The 16,422-nt window shown below is 74.7% G+C and carries 15 protein-coding genes; 6 read left to right on the top strand and 9 right to left on the bottom strand.

Annotated elements, in window-relative coordinates; genetic code table 11:
* Positions 1–3: 3 nt before the first annotated feature.
* From ABH931_RS10390 to asnB, 5 genes are read right to left on the bottom strand one after another with little or no spacing between them, the layout of a single operon-like run.
* Positions 4–1,806 (bottom strand): multicopper oxidase family protein, encoded by a 1,803-nt coding sequence (locus tag ABH931_RS10390; RefSeq protein ID WP_370112051.1) that lies wholly within the window; start codon positions 1,804–1,806, stop codon positions 4–6.
* Complete coding sequence (locus ABH931_RS10395; RefSeq protein WP_370112052.1) at positions 1,803–3,398, bottom strand: MFS transporter; 1,596 nt, start codon at positions 3,396–3,398, stop codon at positions 1,803–1,805. Before ABH931_RS10395 ends, ABH931_RS10390 begins: the two co-directional genes overlap by 4 nt.
* Complete coding sequence (locus ABH931_RS10400) at positions 3,395–4,948, bottom strand: dihydroorotase family protein (protein ID WP_370112053.1); 1,554 nt, start codon at positions 4,946–4,948, stop codon at positions 3,395–3,397. The genes ABH931_RS10395 and ABH931_RS10400 overlap by 4 nt, the downstream gene beginning before the upstream one ends.
* On the bottom strand, positions 4,941–6,026 hold the full coding sequence (locus ABH931_RS10405) for a PrpF domain-containing protein (protein ID WP_370112054.1): 1,086 nt from the start codon (positions 6,024–6,026) through the stop codon (positions 4,941–4,943). The genes ABH931_RS10400 and ABH931_RS10405 overlap by 8 nt, the downstream gene beginning before the upstream one ends.
* A complete protein-coding gene (gene asnB / locus ABH931_RS10410; RefSeq protein WP_370112055.1) occupies positions 6,023–7,864 on the bottom strand; it encodes an asparagine synthase (glutamine-hydrolyzing) in 1,842 nt (613 codons plus the stop codon). The genes ABH931_RS10405 and asnB overlap by 4 nt, the downstream gene beginning before the upstream one ends.
* 186 nt (positions 7,865–8,050) lie before the next feature.
* Here asnB and ABH931_RS10415 point away from each other — a divergent pair, with 186 nt between their 5' ends.
* Together ABH931_RS10415 and ABH931_RS10420 are read left to right on the top strand one after the other, a co-directional pair.
* The gene (locus ABH931_RS10415; RefSeq protein WP_370112056.1) at positions 8,051–8,833 is read left to right on the top strand and encodes an aquaporin; all 783 of its coding nucleotides are present in this window, start codon (positions 8,051–8,053) and stop codon (positions 8,831–8,833) included.
* Positions 8,830–10,134, top strand: a complete 1,305-nt coding sequence (locus ABH931_RS10420; RefSeq protein ID WP_370112057.1) for an acyltransferase — start codon at positions 8,830–8,832, stop codon at positions 10,132–10,134. The genes ABH931_RS10415 and ABH931_RS10420 overlap by 4 nt, the downstream gene beginning before the upstream one ends.
* A gap of 35 nt (positions 10,135–10,169) precedes the next feature.
* Here ABH931_RS10420 and ABH931_RS10425 read toward each other — a convergent pair whose 3' ends face one another.
* On the bottom strand, positions 10,170–10,646 hold the full coding sequence (locus ABH931_RS10425) for a MarR family winged helix-turn-helix transcriptional regulator (protein WP_370112058.1): 477 nt from the start codon (positions 10,644–10,646) through the stop codon (positions 10,170–10,172).
* A 61-nt stretch (positions 10,647–10,707) separates the two neighbouring features.
* Here ABH931_RS10425 and ABH931_RS10430 point away from each other — a divergent pair, with 61 nt between their 5' ends.
* Complete coding sequence (locus ABH931_RS10430; protein WP_370112059.1) at positions 10,708–11,082, top strand: hypothetical protein; 375 nt, start codon at positions 10,708–10,710, stop codon at positions 11,080–11,082.
* A 64-nt stretch (positions 11,083–11,146) separates the two neighbouring features.
* Positions 11,147–11,800 (top strand): hypothetical protein, encoded by a 654-nt coding sequence (locus ABH931_RS10435; protein ID WP_370112060.1) that lies wholly within the window; start codon positions 11,147–11,149, stop codon positions 11,798–11,800.
* 100 nt (positions 11,801–11,900) lie between these two features.
* Here ABH931_RS10435 and ABH931_RS10440 read toward each other — a convergent pair whose 3' ends face one another.
* Positions 11,901–12,626: a hypothetical protein gene (locus ABH931_RS10440; protein WP_370112061.1), complete on the bottom strand. Its 726-nt coding sequence runs from the start codon at positions 12,624–12,626 to the stop codon at positions 11,901–11,903.
* Positions 12,627–12,808: 182 nt separating this feature from the next.
* Here ABH931_RS10440 and ABH931_RS10445 point away from each other — a divergent pair, with 182 nt between their 5' ends.
* A complete protein-coding gene (locus ABH931_RS10445; protein ID WP_370112062.1) occupies positions 12,809–13,543 on the top strand; it encodes an alpha/beta hydrolase in 735 nt (244 codons plus the stop codon).
* 121 nt (positions 13,544–13,664) lie between these two features.
* The gene (locus tag ABH931_RS10450) at positions 13,665–14,030 is read left to right on the top strand and encodes a YrdB family protein (RefSeq protein ID WP_370112063.1); all 366 of its coding nucleotides are present in this window, start codon (positions 13,665–13,667) and stop codon (positions 14,028–14,030) included.
* A gap of 24 nt (positions 14,031–14,054) precedes the next feature.
* Here the strand turns inward: ABH931_RS10450 and ABH931_RS10455 are convergent, their stop codons facing one another.
* Positions 14,055–15,815: an AMP-binding protein gene (locus tag ABH931_RS10455; RefSeq protein ID WP_370112064.1), complete on the bottom strand. Its 1,761-nt coding sequence runs from the start codon at positions 15,813–15,815 to the stop codon at positions 14,055–14,057.
* 281 nt (positions 15,816–16,096) lie between these two features.
* Positions 16,097–16,375, bottom strand: a complete 279-nt coding sequence (locus tag ABH931_RS10460; protein WP_370112065.1) for an HPr family phosphocarrier protein — start codon at positions 16,373–16,375, stop codon at positions 16,097–16,099.
* Positions 16,376–16,422 lie beyond the last annotated feature (47 nt).

A 16,422-nucleotide genomic window follows, 5' to 3' on the forward strand; every position in this document is an offset into this window, starting at 1 on the left:
CTGCTACATCCCGCTCATCCCGCCCATGCCGCCGAGGTCCATGACCGCGCCGGGCATGACCGCGAACTGGCGCATCATCCCGGCGTCCTCGTGCTCCAGGATGTGGCAGTGGTACATGTACCGGCCGGACGCGCCCCGGAACTGGCCGGCCAGGGTGACCATCGTGCCCGGCGGCACCCGCATCACGTCCTTCCAGCCGGTCAGGCTCGGGTCGATCGGGAGCGACTCCAGGTGGGCGACGGGCGCGCCCGGCGCGGTGCCGCCCTGGGCCTGGACGAACTTCTCGGTGTCGTAGCCGTCGATCGCCAGCGGCTGGAAGCGGGTCAGGTGGATGTGGACCGGATGCAGGATCCCGCTCAGGTTGAGGACCTTCCAGACCTCCCACCCATCCTGCCGGGCGCGCCAGTTGAGCGGGTCGTCGAAGTGCCGGGCGAGCCGCCGGTAGGTGGTGGTCACCCCGTCCTGGTCGGTCACCTGGACGATGCCGTCCTGGACACCTCCGGTGGGCGCCTCGGACGCCGGGACCTCGCCGAGCTCCCACAGCCCGAGCGTGCCGTCCGCGTCGGCGGCGAGCGCCAGCATCCGGTGCATGTGGTCGGCCGGGAGCCGGTCGTGAGTGAGCCGGACGTACGAGGCGGAGAGCGTCCGCGGCAGCCGGAAGCCGTCGGTGGGCGGCAGGTCCGCGACGCGGAACTGCATGACGTCCGGCTCCGGCAGCCGGTTGGCGGGCAGCGGGTCGCCGGGACGGACCCCGGCCGGCAGCGGGTCCCCGCGGAACGGTGCCTGGGCGGAGTTGACCAGCCGCAGCGCCTGGCCCCGGAAGGGGCCGAAGTCCACCAGCAGGTCGGCCCGTTCGGCCGGGGCCAGGGTCAGTCCGTCGGCGGGGACGGGGAGCGGGGCGCCGAGCAGGCCGCTGTCCGTCCCGATCAGCCAGGCCGTCCCGGTGAGCACCTGACCGGCCTCGTCCAGCAGGTGCAGCCGGTAGGTGCGGGCGTTCGAGGCGTTCAGCACGCGGAACCGGTACCAGCCGGGTGCCACCTCCAGCGCAGGCCAGATACGCCCGTTGACGAGGGTGTACGGGCCGAAGAACGGGAGCGTGCCGCTCGTCTTGTGCAGCAGCCTGCCGGTGAACCGGCCCGCCGCGTCGGTCTCCAGGTTGCGGTCGCAGACGATGAGCGGGATCTCGCGGTCACCGCCCGGCAGGCGCAGCGCCTCTTCCTCGTCGTCCCGCAGCAGGTACATCCCGGCGAGTCCGGCGAAGACGTTCAGCCGGGTGACGTTCATCGCGTGGTCGTGGTACCAGAGCGTCATCGCCGGCTGGTCGTTGGGGTATTCGGACAGCTGCGCGTCGCCGTGCAGGACGGCGTTCTCCATCCAGCCGTCGTTGTCGCCCCCGGTCACCGCGCCGTGCAGATGGGTGACGTGCCAGGCCGGGAGCGCGGCGACGCCCTTGACGGGCTGGGCGAGCCCGATGCCCGGGTCGTTCATCGCGAGCGACGGGTTGCCCGGCGCGTCTGCGAGGAAGGCGTCCACGGCCGGATAGCTGGTCGTGGTGCCGTTCTCCCAGGTCACGTGCAGCCGCTGGCCGCGGTGCACGTCGAGCACCGGGCCGGGGAACTCACCGTCGTAGGTCCACAGTGGGGTGGGCGGCAGTTGGGAGTGCAGGCGGGCCTGGACCCCGACCGTGCGGAAGGTCAGCCGGGGGGCGGGGTCCGCGCGGTCGACGTGCAGGCGTCGCGGAATCGGCAGCGGATCGACGAACTTGGCGAGGGCGGTGGTCGTGGGTGTCTCTTCGGTGGTGGTCATGACGCCTCCTCGGGACTGGTGACGGTGGTGGTGGCGGTCCGTGGCCGCAGGACGGCGACGGCCCCGGGCAGCAGCGGCAGGGCGGCGAGGACGCCGCCCAGCAGGCACACGCCCGGCCAGCCTGCGTGGGCCCAGACCGCGGCGGAGAGCGCGGAGCCGGTCGCGCCACCGGCGAAGTAGCAGGTCATGTAGACGGTGGTCACCCGGCTGTGGGTGCCGGCGGGCAGCTGGGCGTAGATCTGCTGCTGGTTGGCGGTCTGCACCCCGCGCAGCCCGAGGTCCAGCAGAACGGCTCCGACACCGAGTAGCACCAGGTTGCCGCGCCCCAGCGCGAGCGGCAGGAACGCCACGACCATCAGCAGGTGGGCACCGAAGCGCGCGGGGCGCGCGTGTCCGTGGTCGCACAACCTGCCCGCGGGCTGCGCCAGCAGCACGCCGGCGAGGCCGGCCAGCCCGAACAGGCCGGTGGCGGCCTCCCCGAGGCGGAACGGCGGGCCTGCGAGGAGGTAGGCGCTGGGCGTCCAGAACGCGGAGAACGCCGCGAACACCGCGAACCCGGACGCACAACGAGCGGCCAGCCGCCGCGACCACAGCCCGCCCCCGCCCCAGGCCCCGCCCCCGCCCCCGCCCCAGGCCCCGCCCCCGTCCCTGCCGCAGGCCGCAGGCCGGAGCCGGACACCCCGCCGTGGCCCCCCTCCGCCGGGGCCGGCGGCCTCGCTACGCGGGCTGCCTGACGCGGCCGGTGCCGGGCCCTGGGCGGGTTCTCGGCGTTCTGCGGGGGCGGCCGGCCCGCTGGGCCGGCGGGCGGGTCCGGCCGGGCGTCCTGGCGGCGTCGTCGGCAACGGCACGGCGGTCGCGCACGGGGCGGCGGCCGCGACGTGGAGGGGCTCGCGGGCCGCCGGTGCCGGGCCCCGGGCGGGTTCCCGGCGTTCTGCGGGGGTGGCCGGCCCGCCAGGTGCCGGCCCTGCCGGGTCGCCGGGCAGGCTGCCGTCGCCGTGGGCGGTCCGTTCGGCGGGGGCACGGGGGTGTGGCTGCGCGCCGTGGCGCAGGGTCGCTCCCAGCAGCACGGCCGCCGTCGCGGGCAGGACGGCGGCCGCGGCATAGGTCGCTCGCCAGCCCGCGGCGGCGGCCAGTTGGCCTGAGAGGACGCGGGCCAGCAGGATGCCGGCCGTCAGGCCGCCCATGGCCGTGCCGACGGCACGGCCTCGGCGTTCCGGGCCGGCCGTCGAGGCCGTGCGGGCGACCAGGACCTGGGCGGCGCTGCCGCACACCCCGAGCCACACGGCCGCGAGAGCCAGCACCGGGAGCGTGGGCGAGAGCGCCGCCAGGACCGCCGCCGGGACGGCGAGCCAGAGCAGTGTTATGGCCAGCCGCTCCCGCGGCAGCCGGTCGCCCAGCGGGACGACGAGCAGCAGGCCCGCCGCGTAGCCGAGTTGGCCGGCGGAGACCACGTCCGCCGCGCCCGCCCGGCCGGCGTGGAACGTCGCGGTGAGCGCGGGCAGCAGCGGCTGGGCGTAGTAGAGGCCCGCCACCGCCACGCCGCAGGCGAACGCCGTCGTGGCCAGTTCACCGCGCCGCAGCGTCGCGCTCACCGCGGTTCCAGGTCTACAGGGCGCCGTGCCGTGAGCCACTCGCCCTCGGACGCCCCGAACGTGGCGCCGCCCTCGGGGTCCAGCGCGTAGACGGTCGCGCCGCGCCGGACGGTGTGCAGGACCCGGCCCGTCATCGTCCAGCCCTCGTAAGCCGACCAGCCGCACTTGGAGCGGATCGCCCCCGGCTCCAGCATCCACCGCCGGTCCGCGTCGAAGAGGACGAAGTCGGCGTCCAGGCCGGGGCGCAGGGCCCCCTTGCGCTCGTCCAGGCCGAAGAGCTCGGCCGGGCGCTCCGCCAGCATCCGTACCAGGCACGACAGGTGCGCGTCCGGTGGCTCGTGGGGGGCGCGCCTGCGCAGTCCGGTGTGGACGGCGGCCAGCATCTCCTGGACGCCCGGCAGGCCCGGCGGCGCCTCCGCGGGGGCGCGGAGCTTCTCCGCGCGGGTGTGCGGGGCGTGGTCGCTGCCGAGGGTCGCCGCGTGGCGGCCGCGCACGGCCTGCCAGAGGCGTTCCTGGTCCGGTAGGTCCCGCAGCGCGGGACTGAGCCGGGCCCGGGCGCCGACGCGCGAGGTCTCCTGGGCCGTGAACGACAGATGATGCGGCGTCACCTCGAAGGTGACCGGAAGTCCCGCATGGGCGGCTGCAGTGAGCAGGTCCGCCTCCTCGGCGGTGGAGGCGTGCAGCACGTGCACCGCGGTGCCGTGGCGGCGGACCAGCTCCAGTACCCGGGCCACTGCCACGATCGCGCCGCTGCGCGGACGGTGGCGCTCGTACTCGCCGTAGCCGGCCGGTTCGCCGCGCCACTCGTCCAGCAGCCCGAACACGCCGTCGTCCTCGGCGTGCAGCAGCAGCCGCAAGCCCGTCTCGGCGGCCGTGCGGAAGATCTTCTCCAGCTGCGCCGGATCGCGCACCACATGGGGGGCGGTGTGGTGCCCGGCGAGGAAGACCTTGACGCTGGTCGCCTCCCGGGCACCCACCTCGCGCAGTGGCGTGGGGTCCTCGCCCGCGACGCCGAGGTGGAAACGGTAGTCCACGAGGGAGGTGCCGTCGATCAGCCGGGCCTTGGCGTGCGCCTCCTCGCCGGTGCGCAGCGGCGGGACGGTGTTGGGCATGTCGACGACCGTGGTGATCCCGCCCGCGACGGCGGCCCGGCTCGCGTGTGCCCAGTCCTCCTTGTGCGTCAGGCCGGGGGTGCGGAAGTGGACATGGGAGTCGATCAGGCCGGGCAGCAGGTGGTGTCCGCCGCCGTCGAGCGTCCGCCGCGCGGGCGGACGCTCGTTCGGCCCCAGCAGGCAGGCGATCCGGCCGCCCGACACGGCCAGCCCGCCCGTCACCACCCCGTCCCCGCCCACGAGGCGGACCCCGGTGACCACCAGGTCGTAGGGCCGCTCACGCCGGTCGCTCCGCGGGTCGCTCTGCTGGTCGCTCCGCCGGTCGCTCCGCGGGTCGGTCCGCTGGTCGCTCGGCCGGTCGGTCCGCTGGTCGTTCGGCCGGTCGGTCCGCTGGTCGTTCGGCCGGTCGTCGGGGGAGTCGAGCTGGGGGTCAGTCATCGCCGACACCCACCGCGACCGTGCCCAGCGCCCGGGTCTCCTTGCCGCCGACGCTGACCCAGAGCAGCTCGTCGTCCGGTCCGTCGCCGGTGGCGGCGTAGGAGGCCACGACCTGCCGCGCGGGGGTGTCGATGACCAGCCGTCCGGCCTCGCCGCCGCCGGCTTCACCGGCGGTCACCGCCGTCAGCAGGCGGTTCGGGACCGTGCCGCGCAGCGCGGAGGCCGCCGCGAGGCAGACCGCACCGGTCAGCGCGAGCTCCGGGTGCCAGCCGCCGACCGTCAGCGCCCGCACCGCCAGGTGCCCGGGAGCCACCGGGACCACCGCCGCGACCTTGGGGAACGCGCCGTTCGGCGGCCAGCCCAGCCGGGCCGCCTGCCGCCTGCGCAGGCGCTCCAGCGTCGCGTACAGATCGGGCTGCTCGCCCCGGAACAGGGCCTCGCGGTCCCGCACACCGAGCCGGGCCCCGTCGACGAAAAGGTACGGGTTGGCCATCCGCACCACCCGGCCGCCGTCGCGCAGCAGGGTGCCGAGCCGGGTGCCCGGCGGGGCGACGAAGTGCGCGGTGAACACGGTGCGCAGCGGGGAGGCATGGTCGACCTGGCAGACCACCTGGTCGCCGTTGTTCAGCACCCGGGCCCGGATCCGGTCGCCCGCGCGGAGTGCGAGCAGGCGCCCGGCCTGTGCGGCGGCGGTCACCGCCGCGAGCAGTGAGTGGCCGCAGGTGCCGCTGAGGTCGAAGTGGTCCGGGGCGTCGGGCATGGCCTGGACGAACCGGTAGTCCACGTCGAACAACGGGTGGGCGGAGGGCGCGATCAGCGCCCACTTGAGCACCTCGCCGGTGCCGGTGCCGGTGCCGGTGCCGGTGCCGGTGCCGCTGCCGTCCAGGGCCGGGAGGCGGCGGCGGATCCGGGTGAGCGACTCGACGAGCGCGTCGCCGTCGCGGGGGAGCGCGTCGGCGTCCAGGACCAGGGTCGGTCCGGGGGCGCCGGTCGCGCGGGCGAGGGCGGCGAAGCCGAGGTGGGTGGTCGGCGCGGTCAGGGTCGGGCTCAGCGGGTGACTCAGGGTCGGCGCGGTCATGACGCCACCTCCAGCAGTTCTCGGTCCTCGGCCGGGCGGGAGGCGGCGCGGCGCACCGCGAACTCCTCGCGCCACAGCTCGAACATCAGCAGCGACCAGGTCGCCAGGGCCAGGCAGTCGGCCGGGCGGGTCTGCTGCGCCCGCAGCAGCCGCTCCACGGCCGCCGGGTCGAGCAGGCCGCCGGCGAGCAGCCGGCCGGGGGAGAGCACCTCGCGGGTGTAGGCCCACAGCGGCGTTCCCGGCGCGAGCATCGCCGTGATCGGCAGCGTGAAGGGCTGCTTGGGCCGCTCCAGCACGCTGCGCGGCAGCAGGCCCTGCGCGGCCGCGTACAGGGCGACCTTGCCGCGTCCGCCGTCCGGCGAGAGCCGGTGCCGTTGCGGCAGCGCCCGGGCCAGCTCGCGCACCGACCGCTGGCAGAACGGCAGTCGGACCTCGACGGCGTGGGCCATGCTCAGGTGGTCCACCCGGCGCAGGTGGTAGGCGGGCAGCCGGACCGTCGTCTCGAAGTCGGTCAGGACGTCGAGCCGGGACCGGTGCGCGCAGTCCTGCCGCAGCTCCTCCGCGATCGCGTCGGAGGCGCTGCCGCGAGCGGCGACGAAGGCGCGGTACTCGGCGCTGTAGAGCCGTGGCCGGGCCTCGGCCGGGATGGCCGCCAGCGCGTCGACGTAGCCGGGCAGCCAGTCCCCTTGCGCGGTGACGGCGGTGTGGATCCTTCCGTACCCGGCGAAGACCTCGTCGGCGGCGTCGCCGGTCAGCGCCACCTTGAACCCGGCCTGGTGCACGGCCTCGAACAGGCCGTGGGTGCTCAGGGTGATCGGGTCCGCGTTGGGCTGGCCGAGGTGCCAGGCCACCGCCGGGAGCAGCTCGGCGAAGCGCGCCACGTCCAGTTCGACCTGGTGGTGCACGGTGCCCGCCCGCTCGGCGACCTCGCGGGCGAAGTGCCGCTCGTCGTGGGGCCAGTCGCCGGTGTAGGCGATGTTGAACGAGTGCACCTCGCCGTCTGCGGGGGTTCCGTCCGGGGCGGCGGCCATCAGCGCGGTCACCAGACTGGAGTCCAGTCCGCCGCTGGTGATCGCGCACACCGGCGCGTCGGCGACGGTCAGCCTGCGGACCTCCTCGGTGAGTGCCTCCCGCACCTGGTCGCCCGGCTCCCCTCCGGTGACGGCCGGGCGTTCCGGGGCGGGGCGGCGGTGCAGCCGCAGTCCGCGCGAGCGCGAGCAGACGGCGGTGGTGCCGGGCGGCAGCACCCGCACGCCCTCGACGAGCGTCTCCTCGCCGAACGGTGTCTTGGTGGCCAGGTAGCTGTCCAGCCCCGGCTCCCAGAGCGACGGACGTTCCCGTCCCATCGCGAGCAGGGCCGGCAGCTCGGAGGCGAACCGCAGCCGTCGCCCGTCCCACCGGTAGTAGAGCGGCTTCATCCCGGCGTCGTCCGTGGCCAGGACGAGCGTCGGCTCGGCCCGCAGGTCGACGAGTGCGACGGCGAACATCCCGTCGAGGTGCTCGGCGAACGCCGGCCCCTGCTCCTGGTAGAGCGCGGGCAGGACGGCCCCGTCGCAGCGGTCCGCGAAGCGGTGCCCCCGGCCGCGCAGCTGGGCGCGCAGTTCGTCGTGGTTGTAGATCTCACCGTTGAAGACGGCCTTGATCCGGCCGCCGTCGCCCTCGTAGGGCTGGTGTCCGCCCGCGGGGTCGGTGATCGCCAGCCGGTTGCTGCCCAGAGCCCAGCCGGGGCCGTGGGCCAGCCGCGCCTCGTCCGGTCCGCCGTGCCGTTGCAGCGCTCCGGCTGCGCGCAGGTCGTGCGGCGAGAGGTCGGCGTCGAAGTGGCCGTGGATTCTGCACATGATCGCTGGTGCCTTCCACTGGGGTGCGGGGGATTTCGATGCCCCCAACCTCCCCGGCCCGCCGTCCCGCCCGCCTGAGACGGCGGTCCCGTCGCGGTCCCGCTCGCGCCCGGGTCGGGGGCGGGACGTGGTCAGCTGGTGGTCGGCCGGTGCCGTCGGCAGGTGGGCTGTGGGAGGATGCGCTCCGTGGGCGAAGTTGACATTTTGTTGAAGCGCGCCGGGCTGGGCAGGCGCGCGGCCGTGGAGTTCGTCGGCACGCTCGCGCTCGTCGCGGTGGTCGTCGGCTCGGGCATCCAGGCGGTGCGGCTGACGCCCGATCCCGGGGTGGAGCTGCTGGTGAACGCGCTGGTCACCGCGCTCGGGCTGGGCGTGCTGATCGCGCTGCTCGGACCGGTCTCCGGGGCGCACCTCAACCCGGTGGTCACGCTCGCCTCCTGGTGGAGCGGGCGACGGAGCGAGGGCGGACCGCGGCCCGTCGAGGTCGGCGCCTACACGGTGGCTCAGACCGCCGGGGCGATCGGCGGAGCGCTGCTCGCCGACGGGATGTTCGCCGGTTCCACACTGCGGCTGTCCCGGCAGCCGCACGAGGGCGTGCATCTGTGGCTCGGCGAGGTCGTGGCGACGGCCGGGCTGGTGCTGCTGGTCGTCGGCCTCGGCCGGATCGGACGCGAGGCGCTCGCGCCGGTGCTCGTGGCCGCCTACATCGGGGCGGCGATCTGGTTCACCTCCTCCGGCAGCTTCGCCAACCCCGCCGCGACCGTCGGACGCGCCTTCACCGACAGCCTCACCGGGATCGCCCCGGGCTCCGTCCTCCCGTTCGTGGTCGCCCAGTCGGTCGGCGCCGTCCTCGGACTCGCCCTGGTGCGCCTGCTGTTCGGCCGCGAGCCGGAGAGACGAAGCCGCGTCGTCATCGATGCCGACCCGTGCTGTCCCGCCCCGCGCTCCGCTCCGGACAATCAGGCGGTGTGAATCACGCCGACGCTCCCGACCGCGACCGCTACCTGGACTTCCTCCGGGCGCTGGCCATCTCCTGCGTGGTGGTCGGGCACTGGCTCATCACGGCGCTGACCCACCGCGACGGCGCCCTGGCCGCACCGGAGTTGCTGGTGACGGTGCCGTGGACCCAGTGGCTGACGCTGCTCTTCCAGATCATGCCGCTGTTCTTCCTGGCCGGCGGCTGTGCGGCGGCCGGCTCCTGGAGCCGCGCGCGGGGACGGGCTTGGCCGTGGATCCGGCAGCGGACCCTGCGGCTGCTGCTGCCGACCGGTGTCTACGCCGGCCTCGCGTTGGCGGCCGTGGCCGTCTGCGCGGCGGTCGGGGTCGATCCCGGGCTGCTGGCGATGGTCGGCTGGGCGCTGGCCATGCAGTTCTGGTTCCTGCCGGTGTACCTGCTGGTCACCGCGCTCACGCCGGCGCTGCACGCGGCCCACCGCCGGTTCGGCCTCGCGGTCCCGGCGGTGCTCGGCCTGGCCGCGGTGGCAGTCGACGTGGTGGTGCTCCGCCTGCACCCGCCCGTGCTCGGCTCGCTGAACTACGTCCTGGTCTGGGCGGTCGCCTACCAGATGGGCTTCTGCTGGGCCGACGGTCTGCTGACGCGCCGTCGGGCACTGCCGTGGCTGCTGGCGCTCGGTGGCGGCCTGGGCTTCACCCTGCTGGTGGCCTACGGCCCGTTCCCGGTGAGCCTGATCCTGGTCTCCACCGAGACGGTCTCCAACACCAACCCGCCCTCGGCGGCCATGCTGGCCTGGGTCGTCGGCCAGTGCGGCCTCTGCGTCGCCCTCGCTCCGGCGGCGCGCCGCCTGCTGGGCGGGGAACGGCTGTGGCGGCTGGTGCGGCCCGTTGGGCGCGCCTCGATGCCGGTCTACCTCTGGCACATGGTCCCGGTGCTCGCGGCGGCCGGTCTCTTCTACCTCACCCGCCTGGCCCCCGAGCCGACCGTCGGCTCCGGCGGCTGGTGGGCGCTGCGCCTGCCCTGGCTGCTCGTCCTCGGCGCGCTGCTCCTCGTCCTGCTCGTCGCCCTGGCGCCACTGGAGCGTGCGCTGCGCGCCCTCGCCACGTGGCTGCGCCCCGACGCCGAGGTGCGGTACCCGGCGGCGTTCGCGCTGGGCTTCGGCGCGGCGGTCTACGCCCTGGCCGTCTTCGCGAGCCACGGCTTCGCCTTCGACGGGCGCTTCCCCACGGTGCCGGCCGCGCTGTTCGGCGCGGGCGTGCTGCTCACCTGCCGTCCCGGCCCCGCCGTGCTGACCGAGCCCGGCGTCGCGAGCGCGTAGCGCCGCGCTCGGCCCGGTTCGGCGCAGGCGTTCGGCTAAGGCAGGCCGACCTGGTCGGCCAGGAGGCGCAACGCCTGCGCCAGGGCCGCACGCTGGTCCGGTGTCAGTGGCGCGGCGAGCTCGTCGTCGAGGGCGCGCCCGGCCGCCTCGCAGCGCTCGACCAGGCGTCGGCCGACCGTAGTGAGAGTCAGCACCTGGCGTCGTCGGTCCTGAGGGTCCCGGACCCGCTGCACGGCGCCGAGCTGCTCCAGATGGTCCGTGAGGGAGACGACCAGGCTCGGGGCGACGCCCATGCGGCCGGCCAGCTCCTGCTGGGAGGCGGCGGCCCCCGCGCCGAGGGTCACCAGCAGCGCGACGTGCTTGGGCTTCAGGCCCAGGTCGAAGGCGTCCAGCGCGCGGGTGAACCGGTCCGTCGCCACCGTGCCGAGGGTGCCGAGCGTGAAGACCAGGGTGGCGGTGAGCCCTGGCATCCGGTCCGTCGTCGGCCTGCATTCGCTGTTGACATCGCTCATGGGTCGAATGATAGCTTATGGATATCGTTCTTAGCTCGAATGATTCAGGGGGAGATGCACTATGTCGTCGTCATCCGTTCTGCTGTCCGTACTCCTCGGCGCCAACGTCCTTGCCGCGCTGGTCTCCACCGGCTCCGCCGTCGCGGGAATGCTGCGGCCCGGCCTCGCGCTGACCACGGGTGAGGCGATCACGGGGGGTGTGCGCTTCTATGCCTCTGCCTACGCGATCCGCGCGGTGCCGCTTGGCCTGCTCACCGCCGCCCTGGTGGTCGCCGGGGACACCCCGGCGCTCGTGCCGGTCCTCGCCGTCGCGGGTCTGGTGCAGCTCGGGGACTCCGCGCTCGGCGCCCGCCGCCGCAACCCCGGCATGGCCTACGGCGCGGGAGCGTTCGCCGCCCTCCACCTCGCCACCGCGTGCTGGCTCGCATCCCGCTGACGGGACGCCGCTCGCTCACCTTCAGTCCGACTTCCACGCATCCACGGCTCAGGAGAGATGAACCATGACCGGCACCACCTCGGCCCCGGCCGCCGCACCCTCCCGCTCCATTGTGCTGCACCCGCTCGCGCTCACCGGCATCGCCTACACCGTCAGCTGGATCGCCGGCCTCTCGCTCGGTGCGCCGAGCCCCGGGCTGCGTGACACCGGAACGTCGATCGTGTCCCAACTGCACGGCCGCAGCGGGGCGGTGACGATGCAGTTCGTCCTGACCGAAGGGCTGCCGGCCATCGGGCTGGCCGTGATCTGTCTCGGGCTGGCCCGCGTGGCGGCGGGAACGGCCGTCGCCCGCACGCTCCGCCTGGCCGGCCTGGCGGCCGCTGTGGTCTCGGCCGTGCAGTGCGTCCTCGGCCTGCTGCTCGCCTCCGCGACCGCGCCGGGCACGGCGCACGACCTCTGGCAGGCGGTGGCCCGCCTGGACGGCGTGAAGATGCTCGCGCTCGCCGTCGTTGGTGCGGCCACCGTCGCGAGTGCGTCCTTCCCCCGCTACCTGCGCGTCCTGGCGGCCGCTCTGGCCGTCTCGATCGCGGCCTCGGGCGTCGCCTACGGACTGCTGCTGACCGGCCTCGCCTGGCTCGCCTACCCGGCGGGGCTCTTCCTGCTCGCCTTCGTCACCGCCGCGGGCATCGCCCTCAGCCGGGCCTCGTCCGCCCGGTGATCCCGCCGCGCCGGTCCCCTGTGCCCCCGGCCCGGACGCCCGCCTCTTCGAGCACGTGCTCGGCGGCCACCCCGGCTGAGCCCTCTCGCGCGGCTGAGGGTCAGCCGAGGCTGCAACCCTGGTCCGCGCAGAGCTTCTTGGCGATGGCGAGGGCCAGGGTGTCGGCGGTGGTGGGGTCCGGGGTGGCCGGGTTGGAGACGTTGACGACGATCACCGTGTCGCCCGCGACGGCGTGCAGGCGGACCAGGGCGTTGCCGTAGGCGTCGAGGGACGCGATCGACTGGACGAAGCCGGTGCCGATGCCCGGCACCGGCTCGGGGGTGACGGTCGGGTACTTCTTCAGCTTGGCGGCGTGTTCCATCAGGTAGTAGCTCTGCGCGCCGATGTCGGTGCGGAAGCGGGCGAGCAGGATCTCCACCAGCTCGCCGTCGGTCGTCGCCCAGGTCCAGCGGGCACCGGACTGGAGGCCGCGGTTGAGCTCGATTGGCAGGTCCGTCGCGGCGTTGGCCTTGCCGAAGGCGACGCCGACGTAACCGGCGGCGTCCAGCAGGCCGTTGGGGCCGGTCGAGGCGACCCACGGCTTGGCGCCGGCGGGGAGCGCCGGCAGCGCGGCCGTCAGCTGGGCGCTGGTGGGCGCGGCCTGGGCGGCGGTCGAGGCGGGGCTCGCGAGGGCGGTGGCCGGCGGGCTGGCGGCCGAGCTCTGCGCCGGTCCGGCGCTGTGGCCCGCGCTGTGGCCGGGAGGCACGAGGGATCCGGAGACACATGCGCTCAGCAGCGGGAGGACGCAGAGGGCGAGAGCGGCCGCCCTGGTCGTGGCGCGGTACATGGTGACTCCTGGAGGGATGCGCGGTGCGGGTCGCCGACGCCGGGTCGGTACGGTGACGGGGAGGCAGCATAGGGCGTGCCCCATCTCCGTCGTGGCCAGGGGCCGCGCGGGAGCGGTGATCGCGGGGACAGGTGCGGCGAACCGGGACGAACGGTGGCGCCGCAGCGAGTGAGGGGGGACGGATGTCCGCACGGAGCGCGTTGGTCTACGGGGCGTCAGGCGAGTTGCTGGACGTGTACCAGCCGCAGGGGGAGCCGGTCGGGACGGTGCTGTTGTGGCACGGGCGCGGTCCCCGGGAGCGGGACGTGCTGGGCGCGCTCGCCGGGGAGGCCGCCGCGCGCGGGCTGTTGGTGCTGGTGCCCGACTGGCGACCCGATGCGACGGACGCGGGGTGGACGCAGCTGCGGGAGTCGGTCGCTTTCCTGCGGGGGCGGGCGGCCGAGTGGGGCGGCGATCCGGACCGGGCCGTGCTCGCGGGCTGGTCGCTGGGCGCGCGGGCGGCGGCGGCGGTCGTGCTGCGGGAGGACGCGCTGGGGGAGGCGGGCGCCGGGTGGCGCCCGGCGGCGCTGGTCGGGATCGCGGGCAACTACCTGACCTCGCACGACCCGAGGATGGGACCGCCCGCCGTCGAGGACCTGGCCGGCACGCGGCGGGTGCCCGTGCCGGTTCGGCTGGTGCACGGCGCGGACGACCCGGTGGTCGGCGCGGACAACAGCCGTGCCTTCGCGGCCGCACTGGAGCGGTCCGACTGGCCGGTGGAGCTGGCTCTGCCGCCCACGGACCACGCGGGTGTGGTGATGACCGAGTTCGTGCCGGAGCTGGGGCGCTGCCGGGCGCTGCTGACGGGGCACGCCCGGGAGGGCGGACTGGCGACCGCGCGAGCGCTGGAGGAGGCCGCTCTCTCCGCCCGCTCTTGATTGAGAGCGTTGCTCGCAAACGAGAGCACTGCTCTTGACTGCGACACCTGCTCGCGCGCACACTGTTCTCAAGCGAGAGCAGTGCTCTCGGAATGCATGATTCGACCGTCAGGAGCAGGCCGTGATCCCCAAGCCGCTGCACTACGCCAACGAGCTGCTCGCGTTCCTGCTGGAGCTGGCCGCGCTCGGCGCGCTCGCCTGGTGGGGCTTCCACACCGGGCACGGACTCGTCCTGCACCTGCTGCTCGGGATCGGCGCTCCGCTGCTCATGGCCGTCGCCTGGGGCACCTACGCCGCGCCGCGCGCCCGTCGCCCGCTGCCGGTCCCGGCGCTGCTCGCCTTCAAGCTGGCCGTCTTCGGCCTGGCGGGCGCCGCGCTCTACGCGACCGGCGCCCACACCCTCGCCGTCGTCTTCCTCGCGGTCGCGGTGGCCAACACCCTCCTGGCCACCGCCGATCGCGAGTCGCTCGCCCGGAAGGCCCACTGACCGCCGGCGGCCGGGCCGCCGGTCTCAGTCGCGCGGGAAGTCCTCCTCCCAGAACTCCAGCTTCCCGCGCGCCGGGGACTCGCCGCCGCCGGTCAGGCCGCTGCCGTGCAGCTCCTGCTCGCGGCCGCGCAGCTCCACCCGGCGGATCTTGCCGGAGACGGTCTTCGGCAGCTCCGCGAACTCCAGCCGCCGCACCCGCTTGTACGGCGCCAGCCGGCCCCGCGCGAACGAGAGGATCGACTGCGCCGCCTCCGCGTCGGCCGACGCGCCCGGCACCAGCACCAGGTACGCCTTCGGCACCGACAACCGCACCGGGTCCGGCGACGGCACCACGGCGGCCTCCGCCACCAGCGGGTGCTCGATCAGCACGCTCTCCAGCTCGAACGGCGAGATCCGGTAGTCGGAGGACTTGAAGACGTCGTCCGTGCGTCCGACGTAGGTCAGGTAGCCGTCGGCGTCCCGGAACGCCACGTCGCCGGTGTGGTAGAAACCGCCGGCCGTCGCCTCCGCCTGGCGGGCCTCGTCCTGCTGGTAGCCCGTCATCAGGCCCAGCGGCGCGGTGTCCAGCGGCAGGCACAGCTCGCCCTCGGCACCCGGCTCGGTGACCACCTCCCCGCTCAGCGCGTCCACGAGCGCGACCTCGTAGCCGGGGAGCGGCACGCCCATCGAACCGGGCTTGACCGTCAGGCCGGGCGGGTTGCCCACCTGGGCGGTGGTCTCGGTCTGGCCGAACCCGTCGCGCAGCGTCACGCCCCAGGCGGACTGCACCCGCTCGATGATCTCGGGGTTCAACGGCTCGCCCGCGCCCACGAGTTCACGCAGCGGCGGCCGCCACTGCGTCAGGTCCTCCAGCACCAGCATCCGCCACACCGTCGGCGGCGCGCAGAACGAGGTGACCTGGTGGCGGACCATCGCGTCGAGCAGCGGACGGGCGGCGAACCTCGGCTGATTGACGATCAGGATCTCCGCGCCCGCGTTCCACGGGGCGAAGAAGTTGCTCCACGCGTGCTTGGCCCAGCCCGGGGAGGAGACGTTGAGGTGCACGTCGCCCGGCCGCAGGCCGATCCAGTACATGGTCGACAGATGGCCGACGGGGTAGGAGCGGTGGGTGTGCTGCACGAGCTTGGGGCGGCTGGTGGTGCCGGAGGTGAAGTAGAGCAGCAGCGGGTCCTCGGCGTTGGTCGGCCCGTCCGGGGTGAAGCCCGCCGGTGCGTCGGCGGAGTCCGCGTAGGAGACCCAGCCGGCGGCGGGCTCGCCCACGGCGATCCGGGTCCAGTCCCCGCCGATCGCGGCGAATCCGCCGGTCAGTCCGGACTCGGCGACGACGTGCCGGACCTCGCCACGGCTCACCCGGTCGGCGAGGTCCTCGGGGGAGAGCAGCGTGCTGGCGGGGATGACGACGGCGCCGAGCTTGATCGCGGCCAGCATCACCTCCCACAGGGCGACCTGGTTGCCCAGCAGCAGCAGCACGCGGTCGCCCCGGGCGACGCCGAGGCCTCGCAGCCAGTTGGCGACCTGGTCGGAGCGGGCGCTCAGCGCGGCGAAGCTCAGCGCGGTCTCGGCGAGCGTCTCGCCCTCGGGGGAGAGGTCGACGACGCGCAGGGCGGTGCTGTCGTTGTCACGCGCCTCGGCGTCGAACCAGTCCAGAGCCCAGTTGAACTCGGCGTCGACGGGCCGCGGGAAGCGGCGGGCGCCGGCGATGTCGCCACGATGGCGCAGCAGATGGTCACGCGCGGCGCGGAACGCGGCTGTCGCCGCGTTCGGGGGCGTGCTGTCCGATGCCATGGCGATCTCCTCCCGAGAGGGCGCACGGCGGTGTGCGCCGAATGGATCACACCGTTTCAGCCGCCCGGGGAGGGGTCAAGCAGGCGTTCCGGCGGTGCCTTGCGGGTCGCGGGAAGTTGCGGCACGCCAAGGGGCGCGAGGCCCTGCTCGATGAACCCCGTGCGCGACAGGCCACTGTGTGTGGTGAGTCGCTCGGCGAGCAGGGCCATCCGCACGGGGTGGCTGCTCGCGCACGCAGTTGGTCGAGCAGGGCCTCGCGCCCTGGAAAGGCGCTACGTGCCTCAGGCGGCGGGGAGCTCGTCGAGGCCTTCGGAGACAAGCTTGGCGAGGCGGTCGAGGGCGGTGTCCGCGCCGTCCGCGTCGGAGGCGAGGGTGACCTCCTCGCCGGCCTGGGCGCCGAGCCCGAGCAGGGCGAGCATGGACGCGGCGTTGACCGGCTCGCCGCCGTTCTTGGCGATGGTCACCGGCACGCCCACCGCGCCCGCGGCGCGGACGAAGACGGAGGCGGGACGGGCGTGCAGGCCCTCGGGCCAGCCGATGGTGACGCGGCGCTCAGCCATGGTGCGTGCCTTTCGCGTGGTGCGTGGTACTCGGACAACTCAGGATA

This window comes from Streptacidiphilus sp. MAP12-33 (assembly GCF_041261265.1).
GTDB lineage: Bacteria > Actinomycetota > Actinomycetes > Streptomycetales > Streptomycetaceae > Streptacidiphilus.